General features: G+C 34.4%; 20 protein-coding genes and 1 pseudogene. 2 read left to right on the top strand and 19 right to left on the bottom strand.

Translation table 11 applies throughout. The features are described from left to right. Positions 1 to 419: 419 nt before the first annotated feature. Entirely contained in the window at positions 420 to 809 is a 390-nt protein-coding gene (locus tag CVPH_RS02485; protein ID WP_201341930.1) for an alpha/beta fold hydrolase, read from the bottom strand. Positions 810 to 1,289: 480 nt separating this feature from the next. Between CVPH_RS02485 and CVPH_RS02480 the strand changes: the two genes are divergently transcribed. After that, the gene (locus tag CVPH_RS02480; protein WP_201341929.1) at positions 1,290 to 1,448 is read left to right on the top strand and encodes a hypothetical protein; all 159 of its coding nucleotides are present in this window, start codon (positions 1,290 to 1,292) and stop codon (positions 1,446 to 1,448) included. On the opposite strand, the gene ilvA is transcribed toward CVPH_RS02480, so the two are convergent. Together ilvA and CVPH_RS02470 are read right to left on the bottom strand one after the other, a co-directional pair. Beyond that, a complete protein-coding gene (gene ilvA / locus CVPH_RS02475) occupies positions 1,443 to 2,936 on the bottom strand; it encodes a threonine ammonia-lyase, biosynthetic (protein ID WP_201341928.1) in 1,494 nt (497 codons plus the stop codon). The genes CVPH_RS02480 and ilvA overlap by 6 nt on opposite strands. Then, the gene (locus tag CVPH_RS02470; RefSeq protein ID WP_201341927.1) at positions 2,920 to 3,681 is read right to left on the bottom strand and encodes an HAD-IA family hydrolase; all 762 of its coding nucleotides are present in this window, start codon (positions 3,679 to 3,681) and stop codon (positions 2,920 to 2,922) included. The genes ilvA and CVPH_RS02470 overlap by 17 nt, the downstream gene beginning before the upstream one ends. Before the next feature lie 90 nt (positions 3,682 to 3,771). Here CVPH_RS02470 and dksA point away from each other — a divergent pair, with 90 nt between their 5' ends. Next, entirely contained in the window at positions 3,772 to 4,182 is a 411-nt protein-coding gene (gene dksA / locus CVPH_RS02465; RefSeq protein ID WP_201341926.1) for an RNA polymerase-binding protein DksA, read from the top strand. A gap of 37 nt (positions 4,183 to 4,219) precedes the next feature. Here the strand turns inward: dksA and thiL are convergent, their stop codons facing one another. The 16 genes and pseudogenes from thiL to cgtA all read right to left on the bottom strand — a co-directional run bounded on the left by thiL (position 4,220) and on the right by cgtA (position 15,261). Beyond that, positions 4,220 to 5,149: a thiamine-phosphate kinase gene (thiL, locus tag CVPH_RS02460; RefSeq protein WP_201341925.1), complete on the bottom strand. Its 930-nt coding sequence runs from the start codon at positions 5,147 to 5,149 to the stop codon at positions 4,220 to 4,222. Beyond that, positions 5,149 to 5,658, bottom strand: a complete 510-nt coding sequence (locus CVPH_RS02455; protein ID WP_201341924.1) for a hypothetical protein — start codon at positions 5,656 to 5,658, stop codon at positions 5,149 to 5,151. Before CVPH_RS02455 ends, thiL begins: the two co-directional genes overlap by 1 nt. A gap of 47 nt (positions 5,659 to 5,705) precedes the next feature. Then, a complete protein-coding gene (locus CVPH_RS02450) occupies positions 5,706 to 6,284 on the bottom strand; it encodes an NfuA family Fe-S biogenesis protein (protein ID WP_201341923.1) in 579 nt (192 codons plus the stop codon). Positions 6,285 to 6,286: 2 nt separating this feature from the next. Then, complete coding sequence (panC, locus tag CVPH_RS02445) at positions 6,287 to 7,123, bottom strand: pantoate--beta-alanine ligase (RefSeq protein WP_201341922.1); 837 nt, start codon at positions 7,121 to 7,123, stop codon at positions 6,287 to 6,289. Further along, positions 7,123 to 7,905: a 3-methyl-2-oxobutanoate hydroxymethyltransferase gene (gene panB / locus CVPH_RS02440; RefSeq protein WP_201341921.1), complete on the bottom strand. Its 783-nt coding sequence runs from the start codon at positions 7,903 to 7,905 to the stop codon at positions 7,123 to 7,125. The genes panC and panB overlap by 1 nt, the downstream gene beginning before the upstream one ends. Next, on the bottom strand, positions 7,902 to 8,375 hold the full coding sequence (gene folK / locus CVPH_RS02435) for a 2-amino-4-hydroxy-6-hydroxymethyldihydropteridine diphosphokinase (protein WP_201341920.1): 474 nt from the start codon (positions 8,373 to 8,375) through the stop codon (positions 7,902 to 7,904). The genes panB and folK overlap by 4 nt, the downstream gene beginning before the upstream one ends. Before the next feature lie 136 nt (positions 8,376 to 8,511). Next, the gene (locus CVPH_RS02430; RefSeq protein ID WP_201341919.1) at positions 8,512 to 8,787 is read right to left on the bottom strand and encodes a hypothetical protein; all 276 of its coding nucleotides are present in this window, start codon (positions 8,785 to 8,787) and stop codon (positions 8,512 to 8,514) included. A 61-nt stretch (positions 8,788 to 8,848) separates the two neighbouring features. After that, positions 8,849 to 9,271: pseudogene (locus CVPH_RS02425) on the bottom strand (PDDEXK-like endonuclease domain-containing protein); the annotation flags it as partial. Between the two features lie 247 nt (positions 9,272 to 9,518). After that, positions 9,519 to 9,872, bottom strand: a complete 354-nt coding sequence (locus tag CVPH_RS11145; protein WP_201342404.1) for an AAA domain-containing protein — start codon at positions 9,870 to 9,872, stop codon at positions 9,519 to 9,521. Between the two features lie 122 nt (positions 9,873 to 9,994). Continuing rightward, complete coding sequence (locus tag CVPH_RS02415; protein WP_201341918.1) at positions 9,995 to 10,621, bottom strand: hypothetical protein; 627 nt, start codon at positions 10,619 to 10,621, stop codon at positions 9,995 to 9,997. Then, a complete protein-coding gene (locus CVPH_RS02410; protein ID WP_201341917.1) occupies positions 10,584 to 11,510 on the bottom strand; it encodes a hypothetical protein in 927 nt (308 codons plus the stop codon). Before CVPH_RS02410 ends, CVPH_RS02415 begins: the two co-directional genes overlap by 38 nt. 195 nt (positions 11,511 to 11,705) lie before the next feature. Then, positions 11,706 to 11,873 carry a DEAD/DEAH box helicase family protein gene (locus CVPH_RS02405; protein ID WP_245396177.1) on the bottom strand — a complete coding sequence of 56 codons (168 nt, stop codon included), beginning with the start codon at positions 11,871 to 11,873 and terminating at the stop codon, positions 11,706 to 11,708. A 281-nt stretch (positions 11,874 to 12,154) separates the two neighbouring features. After that, on the bottom strand, positions 12,155 to 12,496 hold the full coding sequence (locus CVPH_RS02400) for a hypothetical protein (protein WP_201341916.1): 342 nt from the start codon (positions 12,494 to 12,496) through the stop codon (positions 12,155 to 12,157). Between the two features lie 111 nt (positions 12,497 to 12,607). Then, positions 12,608 to 12,982 (bottom strand): hypothetical protein, encoded by a 375-nt coding sequence (locus CVPH_RS02395; RefSeq protein WP_201341915.1) that lies wholly within the window; start codon positions 12,980 to 12,982, stop codon positions 12,608 to 12,610. Between the two features lie 508 nt (positions 12,983 to 13,490). Further along, on the bottom strand, positions 13,491 to 14,261 hold the full coding sequence (gene proB / locus CVPH_RS02390) for a glutamate 5-kinase (RefSeq protein ID WP_201341914.1): 771 nt from the start codon (positions 14,259 to 14,261) through the stop codon (positions 13,491 to 13,493). Next, positions 14,254 to 15,261 carry an Obg family GTPase CgtA gene (cgtA, locus tag CVPH_RS02385; protein WP_201341913.1) on the bottom strand — a complete coding sequence of 336 codons (1,008 nt, stop codon included), beginning with the start codon at positions 15,259 to 15,261 and terminating at the stop codon, positions 14,254 to 14,256. The genes proB and cgtA overlap by 8 nt, the downstream gene beginning before the upstream one ends. Positions 15,262 to 15,281 lie beyond the last annotated feature (20 nt).

Here is a 15,281-nt window from a genome sequence, read left to right as displayed (position 1 = left end):
TTTATTCTGTTTAGATTTCTAATGGCAAAATTAGCAGCATCAAAACAATAGCCATAACTATTGTCGTATAGTTTTTCTGGCGATCTAAATAAAAGCCCAGAAGGTCCTTCTACTCTAAGTCTATTGGCTATTGGCTATTTTTAGCAAAATAAAAGTCGTCATTGAGCCATTTTACCACATCTTTATATGATTTCCATTGGTGTGTTGCTTTCTTGTAATTAAGTGAATTACCGCATGCAGTTAAAAACTATACCACTATTAAGATGAATAATGTTTTAATTTTCATACACCTCCCTTCTAATTTTCTTTAATAAATTGAGCAATATAATCAATAACTTTACTTTCTATCCCTAAGAACCCATGATGGGTTTTTGCTCGACAAGGGTTAAATGATTTCTTTGCACTGCAACTAAACATTTTCACTTCAACCTTTTTACATGAGTTAATAATTTAGCAATTTCCTTGGCGCTTTCAGGCAAGGTGACATAACAACCATCGTTTCTATGAGCCACAATCAAAGCAGATATCATAATTTTTATAAGCTCCATTTCTGGAACGGACACTCCTTTATCATTCGGCTTTGACATGCTTAAGGTTAAAACCAAACCATTAAGTTGTTGAGTGGTATTAATTGCCAAATGTGCATCAGACTCTGTGCCACGACTCATGCCAATTAACCATATGGGAATATCGGCTTGCTTTTTAAGATATTGAATGACTTTGTCAATATCTTGTACATGTTCCGAACTACTTCTAAACCCATCATACATACCTTTTGACAATTGCTTGTCAGATGGCGTATCAACCACAGCAACTAAAAAACCTTGCTTGGTAAATAAACTTCTCGTTCTAACTAAAAAATTGCCATCTGTATCAATATTGTTGATTTTTCCATTACCGCCCCTAAAAAGAATAACGCTGGCTATTGGCTTTTCAGACTTGAAAATGGAAAATGGAAAATGCTTGTTCTACGTTGAAGTGAGTTTTTAAAGATATTTAACTATCCATAGTTGAATATCCTGTCAAAATAAATAGAACCACAAGAAAGATTCTTATTTTCATTTTGTTCACCTTGTTTAATTAAATAATTTTTTCACTATTTCTAGCATAAAAACAATAATTAAAAATTTATTAGAGATTTTTATAATCACTTAAATTTAAATGCTATCTTGAACTCTGTTGAATGCATGATTAAATCAAAAAAATCTTCTACTAGTAGATTTATAAAAAAATTAAATTAGAAAAATGTTAAGAACCACAGAAAAGATAAAGGCTTAACTCAATTAGCATTGTCAACCAAATTAGGTTATCAATCTGCCAGCCCAATTGCTATGGCTGAAACGAATTACAGAGATAAGCGCTTTAACATTGAGCATTTAGCTAACATTGCCAAGTGTTTGAATATTGGTGTGACTGATTTACTTACTGATGTTGACGAGTTATTATAAAAAATATTGATAGGCTTTATTATTGGTTTCATTTTGATAAAAATAGCCTAACTCATCAAATTTTTGCTCAAGTTTAGATGCATCACTGGCTTGTAAACCAATTAATACACGACTAAAATCAGCACCATGATTGCGATAGTGAAATAATGAAATATTCCAATGACTACCAATTTTTTTTAGGAAATTAAGCAAAGCGCCTGGTCGTTCAGGAAATTCAAAACGATAAATCACTTCATTTTCACAAGTTGCACGACCACCTACCATGTAACGAATGTGTGTTTTTGCAATTGAATTATCGCTCATGTCTAACACATCAAATGATTTTGATAGCTTGTCCAGTAAGGCTTTTTTTTCGATTAATCCTTCATTCAAAGCCACACCAACAAAAATGCGTGCTTGAGCGTCAGATCCAAAACGATAATTAAACTCAGTGATTGCGTGATTGTCTAACATTTGACAGAATGTTAAAAAACTTCCTGGTTTTTCATCAATAGTAACGGCAATAATGGCTTCATTATGCTCACCTAAATCAGCACGTTCTGAAATATAACGTAAACGGTCAAAATTGACATTTGCACCTGATACGATTGAGACAATGTTTTCATTTTTTATATTGTTATTTTCAATATATTTTTTCACGCCGGCAGTTGCTAATGCGCCTGCAGGTTCAGCAATTGAACGCACATCTTCATAAATATCTTTAATAGCAACGCAAATCTCATCGTTACTAACCAAAATTACCTCATCAACCACTTGCTTGGCAATGGGGTAAGTTTGCTTACCGATTTGTTTAACTGCCACGCCATCAGCAAAACACCCTACATCTTTTAATACCACGCGCTTGTTGTTTTTCAATGTTTGATAAAGTGTGGGCGAGTCTTCTGGCTCAACACCAATTACTTTAATATTGGGTGCATAATGCTTGATATAAGTCGCCATGCCAGCAATTAAACCACCACCACCAACAGGAATAAAAACCTTATCCATGCTTGGTAGTTGCTCTAATAATTCCTTAGCAATGGTTGCCTGCCCTGCCATGACTTCAACATCATCAAAGGCGTGAATAAAGACCAAATCTTGGCTTTTTTCTAACTGTTTGGCATATTGATAAGCATCATCATACACATCACCACATAAAACAACTTTTGCTCCTAATTGCTCAACAGCATTAACTTTAATTCTAGGCGTTGAAAGTGGCATAACAATAATTGCACTAATGCCTAATTTTTTAGCAGACAGGGCAACACCCTGTGCGTGATTACCTGCACTTGACGCTACGACACCTTTAGAGGCTTGCTTGGCAGACAGGTTTGAAATTTTCTGATACGCGCCTCGAAGTTTGAAGGTGTGAATAGCCAGTTTATCTTCTCTTTTAAGATAAATCCTGTTACAAGTGCGCTTAGACAATTGAGGCGCAAAAGACAATGGCGTAACACTTACCACCTCATAAACACGTGTATCGTTCGCTAAATCAACAATACGTTGCATGCAGTTCTCGTAAATATGCCACATCAACACAAGTTGCATTAGTTGTATTGCCTTTGATTAAGCTAAAAGGTTTGTCTTTATCACCCAAATGGTCAAGCACGACCAGCGCACCATCAAATTCATGCTTGTCTGTATATTCGTTAACTGTAATAATGGTTTTAAGTCCAGCTTGTGTTGCTGAAATAATACCATTATGCGAATCTTCAAAAGCTAAGCATTTTGTGGGGTCTAAGTTCATTTGTTTTAATACATAAGTATAAATATCACCGGCTGGCTTTAACTTTGGCGTAATATTACCAGCACCAACCACTTCAAACCAATCTAGTGCTTCAGCTCCTAATGTATTTGCAATCAAGGCATCAACATTAGCAAGGGTTGTTGTTGTGGCAATTGCCAATCTAAGATTGGCTTTTCTTGCCTCATTAAACAAACGCTTAACACCTATTCGCAAAGGCACTGCGCCTTCGTCCATCAAACTCACATAAATTTTAGTTTTTAACTGATGGATGGAGGCAACAAAATCATCCAAATATTGATGTTCAAATATTGGGTTGTATTTTTTTAAATAATATTTAATCCGCAGTTGCCCTCCTGTCACATTGAGTAGTTCGTGATAAGCCTCGTTTGACCAATGCCAATCTAAGCCCAATTCTTTAAATGCTAAATTAAAGGCCTTCAAATGCCCATCACGCTCAGTATTTGCCAAAGTTCCGTCAACGTCAAAAATTAATGCTTCTAATGCCATAAAAAATTTATAATGAGAAATGTAAAAAATAAATTGCTATTTTAAAGCAGTTTAGGTATAAGTATACTTTTTTTAATTAATCTAGTTATTATGTCACAACCAAACTACCAAGAAATTCCTAATTACCGGCCTAAAAAAAATGAGGAATTTATGAATGATACTCAGCTTGAGCATTTTAAAAATAAATTAAATTCATGGAGAGAACAATTGGTTGATGATGCTGAATCAACTATTAATCATATCCAGGAAGATTCAAATCAAGTTGCTGATATTAACGACAGAGCCACCCTTGAAGAAGAATTTGCTTTAGAGTTAAGAACACGCGACCGTGAAAGAAAACTGATTGGCAAAATTGACAAAACTTTGCACATTATTGAACTAGGTGATTATGGCTTTTGTAAAACCTGTGGTGCTGAAATTTCCTTAGTACGACTAGAGGCGCGTCCTACTGCTGACGAATGCATTGATTGCAAAACCATTGCAGAGAAAAAAGAAGTTTAAACATACATTGCACGATCAGAAAATATCTGCTCGTCAATTAGAAATGTTGATAAGAACAACACTGCTTATCAAAAGATCCAATCTTAGTTAACACCATAGAGTCGTTAATAATGCCAATTTGGGTAACTTTAATATCGTTTTTACTTTGTAATGCTTTTAATAAATCCATATTTTTAACTGGCGTAGTAAAACATAATTCATAATCATCACCACCTGCAAGCACCAAACACCAGTCATTGGTCTTTTTAATATAAGTTTTAACTTCATTAATCAATGGAATATCATCAAGATTGATACTTGCGCCTACGTTAGAACGAGTCAAAATATGTGTTAAATCTTGCTCCAAACCATCAGAAATATCAATACAGGCATTGGCAATGTCTGATAGTTGCTGCCCTAAAAATAGTTGTGGTTTTGGTCGATTAAATTGGTTAATAACGTACTCAGAAGGTGTTTGGTTGTTTTGTAATTGTTTCCAAGCATAAGCTGCATTGCCAATCGTATTAGACACAAAAATCAAATCCCCCATTTTGGCAGATGAGCGCAATAAAGCCTTGTTCTTTTCAACCACACCAGTAACATTGATGGTGATGCTAAGTGCGCCTTTTGTGGTATCACCGCCAACCAGTACAATACCAAATTCATTTGCTAAAGATTTAAGTGAGGTAGAGAACTGACTAAGCCATTTTTTATTGATATTTGGCAATGTTAACGCAAGTGTGAAATATTTTGCGCGTGCGCCCATTGCTGCCAAATCACTTAAATTAACTGCCAGGGATTTGTAAGCAATATCACTGGCACTGGTATTTGAAGGAAAATGCACACTTTCAATCAAAGTATCAACACTGGTTACTAATTGGTAATTAGTATCTATGTTAATAACGGCACAATCATCACCGATACCCAAATTGGCTAAATTTGAACTACCCCAATTAAAATAGGTTTCAATTAAAGAAAACTCATTCACTAACTTTGTGGGTATTTTTGCGCCAGTTTTTGATCAACTTCACCACGACCCGCATTAAACATTGAGCCAGAGCCCAACACAACAGATACTAAAATACAAAAAAATAATGGCACCACGCCTAACAAACTCAAAATTGAATCAATAATTCTTGTACCGTCCATGCTTGCAGGCGCATCGTTTGAAATAATCAACGTTAGCGAAGTCACTAAAAAATAAAAAATATAAGCACCAATCAGTAATTTGTAACGATTAAGCGAAAGCTGCCAGTGTAAATAAACTAGATACGGGTCGTTGCTTTGGGCTTTTTTAGTCCGAAAATAAGTATAGATGATGATTATGAAGGAAATTAAAATAGACAAACTAATCGCACTGCTCATATCAGTATTTAGCAATTTAATCAAACCTAGAGTAAGAAATAAATGGACAATGACTGTATTAATAGTGAACAATTCGTGCGCTACTTTAGCGTCTCTACGCTCTTTAACACTGGCATCAATAGTAATAATCATAACCACTAAGTTTACACCATATTATCTCAAACCCAGCAGAGTGTTACTTACATATAAGCGTTATCAGTATTGGAGTGGTCTGTTACATCACGTACTGATTTAATCTCTGGAAAGCGCGCTTTAAGCTGTGCTTCAACACCCTGTTCTAAAGTGGATTTAACCGATGAACAGCCCTGACAACCGCCACCAAAATTAAGAATAACGTCCATCTGCTTAGTAATCTCAACCAGTTCAACAAAACCACCATGAGAGGCAAGTCCGGGACTGATATCAGCAGCAATAACGTATTTGATTTTTTCTTCAAGAGAAGCGTCTTCTTTTGGCTCTTCACCTTTAGCATTAGGCGCAGTGATTGTTAATTTCTTACCAGTACCTGCATCTTTTAATGCCACTTCTGAGTTTTTCAAGTACTCAAAATTTAACTCATCAATATAAGCATAAAATCCTTCATATTCAAATTTTTGATACGTTTTACTTAACTCTTTAGGAAAGCAAAAATTAAAAGTGACGGCGGCGACAGGTGTGCCGGCTTTTTCAACATCCACCTTTAAGCCAAGGTCTTTTTCATCTTGTTGGGCAAATAAATCAGCCACATAAACTTTTGCTTCGTCGGTAATACTAAACATGGTTATCCTTTTTTAAAAATTAAATTGTCAATGAGTCGCACAGAGCCTAACAACACTGCAGATAATATAATAATTTGATGTGTATTATCAGTAATTTTTCTAAGGGTATTCGCATCCAACACCTCAAGATAGTCCAATTTAAAGTGTTTCTTTAAGTTAAATTCTGCTAATTGCTTTAACGCATCAATTTTTTTATTTTTTAAAATTTCACACTTAAGATAAAATAAATTTTTGTACAGATTAGTGGCAATTTTAACCTCATTTTCAGATAAATACTGGTTGCGAGTACTCATTGCTAAGCCGCTTTTTTCTCTAATGATTTCACCAGATTCTATGCATATATTCAGTGATAAATTCTTGACCATTTGTCTAATGACCAACAGTTGCTGATAGTCTTTTTGACCAAAAACTGCAACATCAGGACGCATAATTCCAAACAATATTTCAACAACCTGTGCCACCCCATTAAAAAAATGCGGGCGTGTTTTACCACATAAAATTTGCCCAATCTTACCAACATCAATATGTTTGCTGATGCCATTGGGATAAACTTGTTTAACATCTGGAATAAAAACACCGTCAACATTTGCCTCTAATGCTACTAAATCAGCATTAAGCGTGCGTGGATAACTATCTAAATCTTCATTTTTGCCAAATTGGGCTGGATTAACAAAAATACTAACAATGACTTTATCGGCTTTTTGTTTAGCAATGTCAATTAATGACAAATGTCCTTGGTGCAATCCACCCATTGTAGGCACAAACGCAACGGTTTTGCCTTGTGCGTGCCAGTCGTTAACCAGCTTGGTTATTTGAGTATTTTGATAACACAACTGCATTAATAACTATGCTCTTCACCTGGAAAAGACTTATCTTTTACCGCTTTGATAAAAGCATCGACAGCAGACTTGACATCACCATTATCAATTAAGAAATTTTTAACAAATTTTGGCACGTGTCCTACATGAATGCCCAGCATATCATAGCTTACCAATACTTGCCCATCACAATTCACGCCAGCACCAATACCAATAGTAGGAATACTTAAAGATTGTGACACTTGTTTAGCCAGATTAGCAGGGACGCATTCTAGCACGATTGCTTTAACACCCCAAGATACCAAAGCCAAAGCATCTTTAATAATTTTATCAGCGCTTTGCTTGTCTCTGCCTTGCACCTTATAATCGTCCATTTCTATTACCGATTGTGGCTGCAAGCCTAAGTGACCACAAACGGGAATGCCATTATCTTGCAAGATTTTAAAAGACGCCTCATGCTCACACCCGCCTTCAAATTTTACCATTTGCGCACCCGCCATTATTAAACGCTTGGCGTTTGTTAAAGTTTGTTCAGCATTGGTATAACTTTGATAAGGCATGTCTGCAATCCTTAATGCATTTTGCGCACCTTTGGTAACTGCTTGTGTGTGGTAAACCATATCATCCATACTTACATCTAATGTATTTTCACCACCTTGGATAACGTTACCAAGCGAATCTCCTATTAAAATAATGTCAATACCGCACGTGTCAAAAACTGATGCAAATGAAGCGTCATAAGCAGTTAAGCAAGCAATTTTATCGCCAGATTGTTTAAAACTCTTTAACGCTTCAATGTTCATAATTTAACCAATTTAGTGATGTCCAGTTTAGCAATCAAATCTTGAATAGGTCCTAAAACTGGCACCTTCAAATTAGGCTCTAGTTCTGCTAGTGGCGCCAATACAAACGCCCTATTCATTATTTGCGGGTGTGGAACAATCAGTTGCTTAGAAACAATCACTTGCACACCATAAATAATAATGTCTAAGTCAATGGTTCTTGCACCCCATTTTTTCTCGCGCACACGATGCTGTTTGGTCTCAATACCTTGACAAACATACAGCAATTCTAATGCAGTTAAATGCGTATCAACCTGACACATGGCATTGATATAATCAGGCTGCTTTGAGCCGTCAATGGGTGGCGATTGATACAAACTCGACAACGCTACCACTTTCACATCCTGTGTGTCATTCAGCACAATTAGCGCATCTTTAATTTGTTGTTTTGGGTTGTTAAGGTTTGAACCCAGTCCGATATATGCTAACACTAATTTTATTCCTAATTCTTTGTTAATTTTGAACTTGTAAAGAGTCTTTAAAAGTTATTTTTATCTAATTTTTCACCAGTAATCGATCTGTTTTTAGTTTGATAAATGGCAATGGCTTTACCCATTTTTTTAATTTTTACAAACTTTGCCATTCCTTTTCATAATACTTATTATCAAGTTTTTTACCATCAGCATTAAAACTTTTGGGAGTAACTCTTTTAATGTCATCATAGACTGAAATTGGCATCCAATTGTGTTGCACATTGGTAAAAATTTTATTGTAAATAACTTTATAACCTTGTATAGAAAGATTATCTTTTGTTGATAATCTTTCAGTTAAATATGCTTTAAACTTTTGTTCACCATTTTCAGTAAAAGTAACGCCAATAATTTTATCTTTTTTGATTAACAATAACCAGGTAGTTTGTTATTTGTCTTTACATTAAAACCATTTTGATATTCTTCATCAATAGCTAAACTAAAATCTGCATCTTCTTTTTCACTTTTAGAAACGATATAATTGCCTGATTGATAAAGATTAAAAAAAGTGTTTCTGTTGCTTCATTCTCACTTTGCTTGAAAATAGATAACTGCTCAGACTCTATATTTTTAATCTGTTCTTCTTGTGTAGATTTCTCTTGTAGTTGTATGTTGTCTTGTTTTTTTACTCTTGTTTCTACTTGGATAGAATGGTTGAACAATACATCCCAAAGTTGAGCGGTTGCTTGATGTTTATCATTAATATAGTATGAATAAAGAATACGAAAAAATTGCCAGCCCGCCCGTTCTAATATTTCTTGACGCTGCATATCTTTCTCATATTGCTCATCACCATGCCAATAATCACCATCACACTCAATAACAATTTTTATGCCATCTGCACAAAATACAACTAAATCAACTTCATAAAATTGCTACTTATATGTGCGGGTTCTACTTTGTGGCCTTTGTTGATAATATCATTAAAACCTCCACTTCAAACCAGCTTCTAAAAGGTTGAGGCAGTTTAGGTTCTTCACCATACATCGGTTTTGGATTAGGCACAGAAATTAACTGACGCTGTTCAAATTCTGTCGTATTGTAATTAACAATATAGTCTAAAAGTTTATAACGAAAATCATTATGATTGGTTAAATCTTCTAATCACACCGAATGGAAAAGCCATAATTGATCTTTAGCCCGACTTACGGAGACATTAAAGCGTCTTTTGTCTTTATCTGTTGTCGGCGCCCTCCTATCATGATTATTGGCTGTTATTAAACTCAGAAAGACAGTATCTCGCTCATCACCTTGAAATGAAGCAGGACCACCAACCATTATTTTTCTTTCTTGGTAGTCTCTGCTGTTAACTTTTTCTAGCAATAAATTATGAATAATATCTTGTTGAGCATTGCCTTGTAAAACAATAACTCCAATAGTTTTATTTTGATATTTATCATCTTTAATAATTTCAACGATTGTACTAATAATAGCTTCCGCTTCAGGCTTGTTGTCGATGCCACTGCCCTCCCTCTCCCCTCTACATACCCTGTATCACAAAATGTATTTTTTAGTGGAACAAGGCACTTTTCAGAATAAGTCCTGAGTGGGGAAAGTGAAGTATGAGGAGCGTAGCATAATTAATTGGAAAATTCAATAATTTCAGGTATACAACAAAAATGCTCACGCAAAGTGATTTTATCAAAATAAGCACCTGCATGATCAAAAAAACTACCAGTCGTGCCATAATATTCTTTATGAGGTATGTCTTGTAAATATCTATTAATAGCATTTTGAACCTCTTCTTCATTAACGCTAATATATTCAGGTGCAATCTGTTGATCATCACCGACAATAATAATTTTCTTAGTCAAATACAGTAATAACATGGCATCAATACCTAATTGACTAGCCTCATCCACAATGATATGATCATACATCTCTTGTTGCGGGGTAATGATATCTGCTAACTGTTGTAATGGCATAATCCAACAGGGAATAACATCTTTACACTTCTGCATTTGTTGTTTAGCAATTTTTCGCCACTTCTGTGTGCGTTTACTTTCTATTTTACCAATATTACTGACTACTTTTGCCCAAAGATTTAACTCAGTTTTTAATGTTCTATTTTTAACTTTTCTGACTGTATATTTCCATACTTTATTTGCACCAATATCGGTAATTGATTTTTGCGCTTGAATTTTATTGTATTTAATGCTTTTTTCTAAATCACTTATTGCGCTCTCTTTTAGGTAATCGTTGTACATAATTTTGAGCGTGCTTAAAGTAAAATGCATCTTGCAAGTCTGTGAAAGTAGTTACACTGCCAGAAAGAATTTTTTCGATTGTACTAGGGATTTTTTCACTTAATTGTTGTCGAATTTCCTTAAACTGGTTTTTCTGCTCTATCTTGTCACAGGTGTTCTGATAATTCTGATACCGCCCTTGTCTTGTAAAGTCAATTTTTGCATGTACATCCACTAAATACTTATCTGATTTTAATTTGTATAATAAGATTATTTCTTGATAGAGCAACAATTTTTTCTCATATTCATTCTCAAAATCAGCGTTATATATTCTTTTTAATTTATCAAAATTTTTTTTCAGTTTTACATCTTTGATAACTTGTTCAAATTCTTCTATGGTATCGCAGTCGCTATCATTAACTTTAACCCCCTCAACAAAATAGAGTTTTTCTTTTATTTCTTTAGGTAAAAAGAGCTTTCCAGCAGAAAAACCAATACCCTCTAATCGATTACCATCATTTAAATACCTCAACAATGTTTCCGCATGATTTTTTAGGATATTAAGGTTTGTATTAGGATGGGTGATTGTAATATTGTCCAATTCTTTTAACACCTCTAATACTGGCAACTCATTAATTAAACATTCTAGCTCTTGAATATCATGATCTTCCAAAGACAAATCGCCATACTTTTTTATTAATTGATAGTATTGTTTAACTTGGTCTGGTATTGGTAGTTTTTTTATATCTAAAACAGTGTCAAAATCCAACGATGTATAAATTTGATTAAATTCAATGAGCTTATTAAATTGATTTTCTAAATTTCTATCATCGTAATCGTTATATTTATCTTGATACCACTCAAATTGTTGCTCATCAGTTTTTAATTGCTCCAATACATCAACCAACATACCCTGATATTTAGGATTGTTAGTTTCCTGAGTACCCTGCCTAACAATCTCTTTATATTTGTTAGTATCTTTAGAAATTTTTCTTTTAACTTAGTCTATTTCGTTTGTTTTATCAATGTAATTAAAATTCTCTAATTTATTTTTAATCGCTTCAATACTACTACTTAAATCATCTTTGGAGGCTTGGTCACTACCCTAATAATTAACCACAAGACTTTGGTATTCATTAGGCAATTTATTCTTTAATACTTCTAAAGCGCGTTTAGTTTGAGCAGTTACCAATACTTTATTGCCTGTTGCTTGCAAATGACAAATTAAATTAGCAATGGTATGTGATTTTCCCGTTCCAAGCAGCTCTTGCACTACAAGAGCCTTATGGTATTTTATTTTGTCAAGTGCTTTTTCTTGTTCTTGATTGGCAGGATATGGAAAATAAATAGTTTCTGGTGTTGTTATTTTGCTTGAAGTTCAATTTTCATTATCTTGTATATTTTGACCAAGCAAGTAATCAATAAGTTTTATCTTTTTTGGCTGTTCTTGCTTTTCTAAAGTTTTTATAATTTGTTCATATGCTTTACTAAGTTTACTGGTATTTTTCTTTCTTAGAATTAGTGCTGGAGCATAAGAAATACTTTTATAGTTAGTTATTTTGGGCTTAAATATTTGATCATAATATTGCTCCATATCGACACCATCTGCAAAATTTTTAACAACCTTGTTTGCACTTTTATATCTAACAAAGCTATATCATCATTCTGTTCATCAACAACAGCTTGTTCAAAAAATTTCTCAGCCTCCTGAATGCTATTGTTGTCAAGCTCTATTAGAATGAATTCATCTTCAACTTCTAAATTTTCACCACTTGTCTTAACTGTGATAGTGGCTTTATTGTATTCAATATTAGCAATTTGAGTGACAAGATGACGACAATATTTTTGAGTATCGTTATTTTGTTGATAATTGAACAAACCAACAGCAATAATCAATTCATGGGTTTCACTATTATTTTTTAATTCTTCGTAAAATTTAAAAAAATGTTGATAAAGTTTAAATAGTTTTATGTATTCGGTTAATTACTTGTTATATTTTTCTTTTTGCTACTGATATTCTTGCTGTTTTTCTTGGTATTGCAGCAAGTCATCTAAAAATAGAGTTACTTCATTATGTTCTATTTCTGTTTTTACAACAATATCAATATCTTCATCATGTAAATTTTCAAGCCAGTTGATTAACTCCTTGGGTGTTTGTATTTGTGGTTTTATAGGCGCTTGTAGCTCTTTTGGTTTTTTAAGTTTCAGCCAAAAATCTTCTTTGCTATCTGCTTTAACGGTATTAAAAATAATGCTATTATTAGGAATAGTATCAAGCCAAACACAATCATATTGCTTAGGTGAATCAATATTCTTTATTACTTTATTACGTAATTTAGCAAATTCTTTTAAATACTCAAATAATTGTAAATATTGCCTCATAATAATTTTATTATCTTATCCAGTTTTTAAACTTCAAGCCTGCCATGTGTTTAATTTCTTTACTATTATTACTTACCCTTTGAATCGTTACTTACGTACTTATACGTAAATATAAATAACGATTCAAAGATTGCCTTGTGTTGTTTTCAATGGGCAGAATACAAGTATTTTGAGTGAATTTATCTAAATTGATTTTTTTGATCTGGCAAATACGGCTAAGTATATACTTCTTTTTCTCAAAAGAAGGTGCCGATAATAGAATTAATGCGACAGTCAACTGCTAAGATATTATACAAAGAATAATAAGTAACTGGCTTATCAGAATTTACAATATGTATTTTGTGCATATTGCCTTTTTTGATTCCCCATTGTCAAATAACATATCTTTAATATGTCTTGACATAACAGATTACTCCTTACCAAAAAAATATCCGCAATATCTTTTTAACGGTTTCACTATTTTCTGACTTAAAAAATCGCTAAATTTTTATTCATTTTAAATATACAATCAACAATGGATAAGCGTGCCAATGCGCTCACCTGCGCCCAGTTTAGACAAAACGTCAGTCTGTCTGCCTGAGGCGATGATAGTAATGGTGTTTGATTCAGCAGCTGTTTTGGCTGCTAATACTTTGGTGTACATGCCACCAGAACCTAGTAAGCCACCTGCTCTGCTAGCAACTTGTGTTAATCTTTCATCATTCACATGGATTTTATCAATCAATTTAGCATTAACATTTTGGCGTGGATCAGCATCATAAACACCGCCTTGATCTGTCAAAATAACCAATTGAGTCGCTTTCACTAAATTAGCCACTAATGCTGCCAAAGTGTCGTTATCTCCTAATTTAATTTCATCTGTGACAACTGTGTCGTTTTCATTAACAATTGGTACAATGCCTAATGCCATTAAATTATTTAAAGTTGCACGAACGTTTTCACTTTGTTTGTGCTTGGCAAAATCATCATGAATTAACAATACTTGTGCGGTGTGAATATCATGTTTAGCAAACAAAGATTCATAAGTTTGTACCAAGCCCATTTGCCCAACTGCAGCGGCAACTTGAAGTTTGTGTATATTCTCAGGTCGTTTGTTCCAGCCTAAACGTTTCATACCCTCAGCAATCGCACCGCTTGACACCAAAATAATGTCAATATTTTGTTGAGTTAATTTAACAATTTGCTTTACCCATGAGCCAATAGCGATTTTATCTAAGCCCTTACCATCATTGGTTAAAAGTGCAGATCCAATTTTAATGACCCATCTTTGCTTACCCATTCTCTTTTACTAGTTTAAACAAATTAGCCACTAAATCTTTACAGCCCAGGCCATTTAAAGCAGAAATACTATAAACCTTTCCTTTATAACGAGTGCTTTCTAATAAACCTTGAACCATAGTATCTCTATCTCTCTCTGGCAACAAATCCATTTTGTTAATCACTAATAATCTTGGCTTTCTGGCCAGTTCTTGATCGTATTTTTTTAGCTCTTTTTCAATGGTTAAAAAATTCTCAACTGGATCAGATCCATCAGCTGGCAAGATATCCACCACATGTAACAATGCTTTTGCACGCGACAAATGCTTTAAAAACTCAAACCCCAAACCCACGCCTTCGTTGGCATTTTCAATCAACCCCGGAATGTCTGCCATGACAATATGTTCATCATAATAAGACACCACACCTAACGAAGGGTGTAACGTGGTAAATGGATAGTCAGCCACCTTGGGTCTTGCGCTTGAAATTTGCCTAATCAGACTTGATTTACCCGCATTAGGCATGCCTAAAAGACCGATATCAGCCATAATGCTTAACTCTAAACCAATCTCACGCATCTCACCTGGAGAACCTGGCGTGGTTTTACGTGGTGCACGATTAATGCTAGATTTAAACCGTGTATTGCCCAAACCATGAAAGCCGCCTTTAGCAACTAGCATGATTTGCTCATGCTCAATCATTTCACCAATTAACTCATCGGTTTCAAGGTCATAAACTTTAGTGCCCAGTGGAATTTCAACTGTTAAATGTTGTGCTGACTTTCCACGCTTGTTTTGACCCGACCCAGGTTGTCCATTTTTCGCCCTAAACAAACGCTTAAAACGAAATTCACTAAGCGTGTTTAACCCTTCTTGTCCTTGAAAATACACATGGCCGCCATCACCGCCATCACCGCCGTCAGGACCACCATCAGGAATATATTTCTCTCTACGAAAGCCTAAACATCCTGCCCCACCTTTGCCAGCCTCAATACGAATACTGGCAGAATCAACAAATTTCATAAAGGACTTCAAAACCGCTA

It is taken from the genome of Abyssogena phaseoliformis symbiont OG214, from assembly GCF_016592595.1.
Taxonomy (GTDB): Bacteria; Pseudomonadota; Gammaproteobacteria; order PS1; family Pseudothioglobaceae; genus Ruthia.
Note: the sequence above shows the minus strand (reverse complement) of the source record. Positions and strands in the feature narration are given on the sequence as shown.

What these genes read in the sequence shown, in the direction of transcription:
- panC (WP_201341922.1), bottom strand. Translation starts at nt 7,123, where the DNA reads ATGCAGTTGTGTTATCAAAATACTCAAATAACCAAGCTGGTTAACGAC.
- panB (WP_201341921.1), bottom strand. Translation starts at nt 7,905, where the DNA reads ATGAACATTGAAGCGTTAAAGAGTTTTAAACAATCTGGCGATAAAATT.
- CVPH_RS02470 (WP_201341927.1), bottom strand. Translation starts at nt 3,681, where the DNA reads ATGGCATTAGAAGCATTAATTTTTGACGTTGACGGAACTTTGGCAAAT.
- CVPH_RS02455 (WP_201341924.1), bottom strand. Translation starts at nt 5,658, where the DNA reads ATGATTATTACTATTGATGCCAGTGTTAAAGAGCGTAGAGACGCTAAA.
- ilvA (WP_201341928.1), bottom strand. Translation starts at nt 2,936, where the DNA reads ATGCAACGTATTGTTGATTTAGCGAACGATACACGTGTTTATGAGGTG.
- CVPH_RS02410 (WP_201341917.1), bottom strand. Translation starts at nt 11,510, where the DNA reads ATGTTGGTTGATGTATTGGAGCAATTAAAAACTGATGAGCAACAATTT.
- CVPH_RS02450 (WP_201341923.1), bottom strand. Translation starts at nt 6,284, where the DNA reads ATGTTTAGTATTACCGACGAAGCAAAAGTTTATGTGGCTGATTTATTT.
- dksA (WP_201341926.1), top strand. Translation starts at nt 3,772, where the DNA reads ATGTCACAACCAAACTACCAAGAAATTCCTAATTACCGGCCTAAAAAA.
- cgtA (WP_201341913.1), bottom strand. Translation starts at nt 15,261, where the DNA reads ATGAAATTTGTTGATTCTGCCAGTATTCGTATTGAGGCTGGCAAAGGT.
- CVPH_RS02415 (WP_201341918.1), bottom strand. Translation starts at nt 10,621, where the DNA reads ATGTACAACGATTACCTAAAAGAGAGCGCAATAAGTGATTTAGAAAAA.
- proB (WP_201341914.1), bottom strand. Translation starts at nt 14,261, where the DNA reads ATGGGTAAGCAAAGATGGGTCATTAAAATTGGATCTGCACTTTTAACC.
- CVPH_RS02395 (WP_201341915.1), bottom strand. Translation starts at nt 12,982, where the DNA reads ATGAGGCAATATTTACAATTATTTGAGTATTTAAAAGAATTTGCTAAA.